The organism is Halomonas sp., from assembly GCF_041689495.1.
In the GTDB taxonomy this organism is placed as follows: domain Bacteria; phylum Pseudomonadota; class Gammaproteobacteria; order Pseudomonadales; family Halomonadaceae; genus Halomonas.
Genome location: NZ_JBDNGD010000388.1, coordinates 1 through 5,996 on the forward strand (window position 1 = coordinate 1; position 5,996 = coordinate 5,996).

Below are 5,996 nucleotides of genomic sequence, written 5' to 3' on the forward strand. Positions count from 1 at the left end.
GCCGGCGGCCGGGTCCACGGGGCCTGGGGCCAGCAAGCCAGGTATCGGCAGGACCGCCAGCAGGTTGAACAGGTTGGAGCCGATGACATTGCCGATGGCGATGTCGTGATGACGCTTTAGCGCGCTGGCGACACAGGCGGTCAGTTCGGGCAGGCTGGTACCGATGGCTACCACGGTGAGCCCGATCAGCAATTCACTCACGCCAAGGCCGCGCGCGAGTTCACTAGCACCCCAGACCAGGGCCCGGGAACCGGCAACCATGATGGCCAGAGTGCCCAGCAGCCAGAGCAGGGCGTGACGCAGTTGCATGTCGGGAATCTCGCCGACGCCCTCGGTCACCGCATCGGGGGTATCGGCACGGAACAGCCACCAGAGGCAGAAGACCAGCAGAAGCAGCAGGAAGGCGGCATCGAAGTGGCCCAGGCGGCCGTTGGCCAGGGCGTAGCCGGCCAGGCCGGTTGCGCCCAGCAACAGCGGGAGTTCGCGGCGCACGATGGAAAAGCGCACGGGGATCGGAACCACCAGGGCAGTGACACCCAGTACCAGGCCGATGTTGGCGATGTTGGAGCCCAGGGCGTTACCCGTGGCAAGGTCGGGGGCATTGTCCAGAGATGCCATGATGGAGACCACGATTTCCGGCGCCGAGGTACCCAGTGCGACGATGGTCATTCCGATCAGCAGCGTGCTCATGCCTGCTCGATGCGCCGTGGCGGCGGCGGCCCCGACGAAGCGTTCGGCGCTCCACAGCAAGGCAATGAAGCCGACCAGCACGGCGATCAGGGGCGCCAGCATGAGGTCTCCTTCCAGGGTGTTGATTGGCGGCGTATTAAACGATCTGGCGTTGGCAGTTGCAAGTCGATGGCTGGCGTCACAGGGTATGGTTAGGATACGATGTTCGACAATTCCAGGCAGGACGATGAACCAATGAACGACACCTCCGTTGTGGTGGTGGAGAGTTTGTTTTTTTCCCGCGGTGACATGGATATCTTCCGTGGCGTAGACCTTCAGGTGCCACGCGGAAAGATCACCGCCATCATGGGGCCAAGCGGGTCGGGAAAGACAACGCTTCTCAAGCTGATCGGCGGCCAGCTCTATCCGGATGCCGGCCGCGTGCTCTTCGATGGCGAGGACGTGCATCGACAGAGCCGCCGGGCATTATTCTCCCTGCGACAGAGGATGGGCATGTTGTTCCAGAGTGGCGCGCTCTTCTCGGATCTCAGCGTGTTCGAGAACGTGGCCTTTCCGTTGAGGGTTCACACTGACTTGCCGGAAACCATGATCCGCGATCTGGTATTGATGAAGCTCGAGGCTGTGGGGCTCAGAGGTGCCCGCCATCTCATGCCCGCCGAGCTGTCCGGTGGCATGGCGCGTCGGGTGGCACTGGCGCGAGCGATTGCCCTGGACCCGGAGTTGATCCTCTATGATGAGCCTTTCGTGGGCCAGGATCCGATATCCATGGGCGTACTGGTGCAGCTCATCAAGCGGCTCAATGAGGCCCTGGGACTGACATCCATCATCGTTTCCCACGACATCAAGGAAACCCTCACCATCGCCGACTATGTCTATGTGGTTTCCGACGGACAGGTCATGGCCCATGGCACCCCGCAGAGTCTGGATGTCGAAGAGGATGCCCGCGTCAGGCAATTCGTGCATGGCGAGGCAGACGGACCGGTGCCCTTTCATTATCCGGCGGTTGACTATCTCGCCGATATGCTCGATGTAGAGGTGCGGCGATGATCGAAGCCGTCATGCGCCTCGGTCGCCGGGGTTGCCACCTGTTCGAGGCGCTGGGTCGGGCGGGGATCTTCCTGGCCCAGTCCGCCGTGGGTGTGCCATCCCGGGAAGGATGGCATCTCTGGCTTAAGCAGATGCACTTCGTTGGTGTCCTGTCCCTGGCAATCGTGCTGGTGTCGGGGCTCTTCATCGGCATGGTGCTGGCGCTGCAGGGCTATACCATTCTGGTCGATTTCGGCGCCGAACAGGCGCTAGGGCAGATGGTCTCCCTGTCCCTGGTGCGTGAACTGTCACCGGTGGTGGCGGCCTTGCTGTTTGCCGGCCGAGCCGGTTCGGCGCTGACCGCCGAGATCGGCCTGATGAAGGCCACCGAGCAACTCTCCAGCATGGAAATGATCGGTGTCGACCCTCTGCGTCGCGTGGTGGCGCCACGGCTCTGGGCCGGTTTCGTGGCCCTGCCGTTGCTCACTGTCGGGTTCAGTGTGGTGGGTATCTATGGGGGCTACCTGGTCGGCGTCGACTGGCTTGGGGTCTTCGAGGGTTCCTACTGGAGCAATATGCAGGCAAGCGTCGAATTCCTGGCTGACATCGGTAACGGGATGGTCAAGAGTCTCGTCTTTGCCCTGGTGGTGACCTGGATCGCGGTCTTCCAGGGGTACGACCTGGTGCCGACGTCGGAAGGTATTTCACGGGCGACGACCCGCACGGTGGTGTATTCCTCCCTGGCGGTCCTCGGCCTCGACTTCGTGCTGACCGCGATGATGTTCGGGGGGATTTCATGATGTTCGGAGAAACCGCATGAAGCGTAGCAAGATGATGGAACTCGGCGTCGGCCTGTTCATGCTGGCCGGTATCCTGGGCCTGGTCTTCCTGGGGCTGAGGGTCAGCGGACTGACCTTCACCTCTCCCGGTGAGAGTTTCCGGCTGGAAGCGAACTTCGCCAATATCGGAAGTCTAAAGCCTCGTGCCAGGGTCACCATGGCAGGGGTGACGGTGGGGCGTGTGGCGGCCATCGAGCTGGATACCGAATGGTATGACGCCCGAGTGATCCTGGAACTCGATGCCGGACTCGAGAACCAGCTCTCCCGAGACACCACGGCAGCAATCCTCACCGCCGGCCTGCTCGGCGAACAGTATGTCGGGCTCTCGGTGGGCGGGGACCCCGAGACCCTTGCCAGTGGCGACATCGTCCACGACACCCAGTCGGCGGTGGTGCTCGAAGAACTCATCCAGCAATTCGTGTCAAATATGGTCAGCGAATGAGCCGACCGAGTCCCACGGCGTTCTTGAGCGTCGAGGTTTTCCCCGAGGAGAGATGATGATGTCCTTTATGCGCGCTTTTATTCGTCTGGCCGCCCTGGCGTTCTGCCTGGCGTTATTACCCCTGTCGGCTCAGGCAGCTCCCGAGCGGAGTCCTGAGCAGCTGATCCGCGCCAGCATCGACGAGCTGATGGGCAAGATCGAGGGTCGTCGCGATTACTTCGCCGACAATATCGATGAACTCCAGGGCCTAGTCGATGACAGCCTCGAGGATATCGCCGACTTTCGCTACATCGGTGCCAGTGTGATGGGACGCTACTTCCAGAATGCCTCGTCGCAGCAGCGTTCTCGCTTCGCCGATACCTTTCGCCAGACCCTCACCGATACCTATACCAAGGGGTTGGTCACCTTCGACTATCGCGAGGTGCGGGTACTGGATGCCCAGGAGTCTCAGCGCTACGAGGACCAGGCCAGCGTGGCCATGGAGGTGGTGGCCTCGGACGGCAGTGTCTATCCGGTCAGCTACTCGCTGCGCCTGACCGACGACCGATGGAAGGTGGTCAACGTCATCGTCAATGGCATCAACCTTGGACTGACCTTCCGCAACCAGTTCGACCTGGCCATGCGTGATCAGAATCGGGATTATGACGCGGTCATCAGTGGCTGGGCGCCGGAACTGGCCGTCGAGGAACTGGAGGAGGGCAGCAGTCGATGAGCCTGCTGCTCGACCTCGATGACGTCAGGCTAGAGTCAGGTTCCACCGGCCTGGCCGTGCATGGGGAGGTCGACTTCGATGTCGCCACTCGGCTCGCCCGCGCGGGCAGTGTCTGGCTCGATGGCCAACCTGACGGCACCCGGGTCATCTTTGATCTTTCCGCTGTCATCGGTGTCAGCAGTGCGGCGCTCAGCGTGCTGCTGGAATGGACCCGCTCCGCCCGGTTAGCCGGGATGACACTGGAGTCGGTGCGGCTTCCTGTTGCACTGGTCCGGCTGACACAACTCGCCGGTCTGGATCGCTTATTGCCCCTGGATCAGGCCGCATGAACCGCTGACGCGGCCTGCGGCATCGCCAATGGGGCCACTTTTCTTTACCATGACGGGATTCCCCTGCAGTGCCGTCCGACGCCTGGCGTCCGCCGGCACGGCAGGATGTTGTGAATCACAGGAGGCTGTTTCATGCAACCCAGTGACGTCAAGGCATTGCTCGAGGCCCGTGTGTCGGGTTGTGAGTTCCATATCCAGGGCGAAGGCTGCAACTTTCAGGTGGTGGCTGTCGGTGAGGCCTTCGAGGGCCTGTCGCCGGTCAAGCGCCAGCAGTTGATCTATTCCGCACTGTCGGAGGAGATCGCCTCGGGTGCGCTGCACGCGGTGAGCATCAAGACCTACACCCCTGCGCAGTGGCAGAACGCAACGGAAGACACCAGGGCATGACGGTCGAATCTTCATGGACAAGTTGATCATTACCGGCAATGGACCCGCCGACGGAGAGGTCTGGGCGAGTGGCGCCAAGAATGCGGCCTTGCCGATACTCTGCGCGACCCTGCTGTCGGAAGGGCCGGTGACCATCGGCAATTTGCCACACCTGCAGGACATCACGACCACCCTCGAATTGCTTGGTCATCTGGGTCTCGAGCCGGTGATGGGCGAAAAGATGAGCATCCAGCTGGATGGTTCCCAGGTGCGCCACTGCGATGCGCCTTATGAGCTGGTCAAGAAGATGCGCGCCTCCGTTCTGGTGCTCGGTCCCCTGCTGTCGCATTTCGGTCATGCCGATGTGTCCCTGCCTGGTGGCTGCGCCATCGGGTCCCGTCCGGTGGATCTCCATCTCCGCGGCCTGGAGGCAATGGGGGCGACGATCAGTGTCGAAAGCGGCTATATCCGCGCTCGTGTCGAGGGTCGCCTCAAGGGAGCCACCTTCTTCTTCGATACCGTCACCGTTACCGGCACCGAGAATCTGCTGATGGCAGCGACCCTGGCGGAAGGCACTACGATTCTGGAGAATGCGGCCCGGGAACCCGAGGTGGTCGATCTCGCCGACTGCCTTATCGCCATGGGCGCCAGGATCAGCGGCCAGGGTAGCGACACCATCGTCATCGAGGGTGTCGAGTGCCTGCATGGCGCGCGACACGATGTCATGGCCGATCGCATCGAGACCGGGACCTTTCTGGTGGCCGCGGCCCTGACTCGCGGGCGGGTCAGGATGCGCAAGACCCGCCCGGATATCCTCGAGGCCGTGCTGGCCAAGCTGGAGGAAGCCGGGGGAATCATCACCACTGGTGATGATTGGCTCGAGCTCGACATGCAGGGCAGACGGCCCCGGGCGGTCAATATCCGTACCGCACCCTACCCCGCCTTTCCCACTGACATGCAGGCACAATTCGTCGCCCTCAATGCGGTGGCCGAGGGAAACGCTCGGGTCGTCGAGACGATCTTCGAGAACCGGTTCATGCACGTCCAGGAGCTCAATCGCATGGGCGCCAACATCGCCCTGGAGGGCAATGCGGCCTTGGTGACTGGCGTCGAGCGACTTTCCGGTGCGCCGGTGATGGCGACCGATCTGCGCGCATCGGCATCCCTGGTACTCGCGGCGCTGGTGGCCGAGGGAGAAACTCTGGTGGATCGTATCTACCATATCGATCGCGGATACGAATGCATCGAGGAAAAGCTGCAGTTGCTGGGTGCCAATATCCGGCGGATCCCAGGCTGACACAGGCAAAAAGATGACCAAGCAATTGATTCTGGCCCTGTCCAAGGGCCGTATTCTCGACGAAACCCTGCCACTGCTGGCCGATGCCGGACTCCGTCCAGCGGAGGATCTCGGCGCCAGCCGCAAGCTGCTTTTCGACACCAACCTGCCCGATGTCAAGCTGGTGGTGCTGCGCGCCACCGATGTGCCTACCTATGTGCAGCTGGGTGCCGCGGACCTCGGGGTGGCCGGCAAGGATGTGCTGCTCGAGCATGGTGTCGAAGGCCTCTATGAGCCCCTGGACCTCGAGATCGCC

At 62.2% G+C, this 5,996-nt stretch carries 8 protein-coding genes and 1 pseudogene; 8 read left to right on the top strand and 1 reads right to left on the bottom strand.

What is annotated here, in order from left to right; genetic code table 11:
• Positions 1–792: calcium/sodium antiporter (locus ACESMD_RS12260; protein WP_372613560.1), on the bottom strand; the 792-nt coding region annotated here is incomplete at its 3' end.
• Positions 793–924: 132 nt separating this feature from the next.
• Between ACESMD_RS12260 and ACESMD_RS12265 the strand changes: the two genes are divergently transcribed.
• From ACESMD_RS12265 to hisG, 8 genes and pseudogenes are all read left to right on the top strand, one after another.
• Positions 925–1,737 (top strand): ATP-binding cassette domain-containing protein, encoded by an 813-nt coding sequence (locus ACESMD_RS12265; RefSeq protein WP_372613562.1) that lies wholly within the window; start codon positions 925–927, stop codon positions 1,735–1,737.
• Complete coding sequence (gene mlaE / locus ACESMD_RS12270) at positions 1,734–2,516, top strand: lipid asymmetry maintenance ABC transporter permease subunit MlaE (RefSeq protein ID WP_372613564.1); 783 nt, start codon at positions 1,734–1,736, stop codon at positions 2,514–2,516. The genes ACESMD_RS12265 and mlaE overlap by 4 nt, the downstream gene beginning before the upstream one ends.
• Before the next feature lie 16 nt (positions 2,517–2,532).
• Entirely contained in the window at positions 2,533–2,997 is a 465-nt protein-coding gene (gene mlaD, locus ACESMD_RS12275) for an outer membrane lipid asymmetry maintenance protein MlaD (RefSeq protein ID WP_372613566.1), read from the top strand.
• 55 nt (positions 2,998–3,052) lie between these two features.
• Positions 3,053–3,709, top strand: coding sequence for a phospholipid-binding protein MlaC (locus ACESMD_RS12280; protein ID WP_372613568.1), 657 nt, complete (start codon positions 3,053–3,055; stop codon positions 3,707–3,709).
• A complete protein-coding gene (locus tag ACESMD_RS12285; RefSeq protein ID WP_372613570.1) occupies positions 3,706–4,038 on the top strand; it encodes a lipid asymmetry maintenance protein MlaB in 333 nt (110 codons plus the stop codon). Before ACESMD_RS12280 ends, ACESMD_RS12285 begins: the two co-directional genes overlap by 4 nt.
• A 132-nt stretch (positions 4,039–4,170) precedes the next feature.
• Positions 4,171–4,425: a BolA family protein gene (locus tag ACESMD_RS12290; RefSeq protein WP_372613572.1), complete on the top strand. Its 255-nt coding sequence runs from the start codon at positions 4,171–4,173 to the stop codon at positions 4,423–4,425.
• Positions 4,426–4,438: 13 nt separating this feature from the next.
• Positions 4,439–5,701, top strand: a complete 1,263-nt coding sequence (murA, locus tag ACESMD_RS12295; protein ID WP_372613574.1) for a UDP-N-acetylglucosamine 1-carboxyvinyltransferase — start codon at positions 4,439–4,441, stop codon at positions 5,699–5,701.
• A 13-nt stretch (positions 5,702–5,714) separates the two neighbouring features.
• Positions 5,715–5,996 (top strand): annotated as a pseudogene (hisG, locus tag ACESMD_RS12300) (ATP phosphoribosyltransferase); the annotation flags it as partial.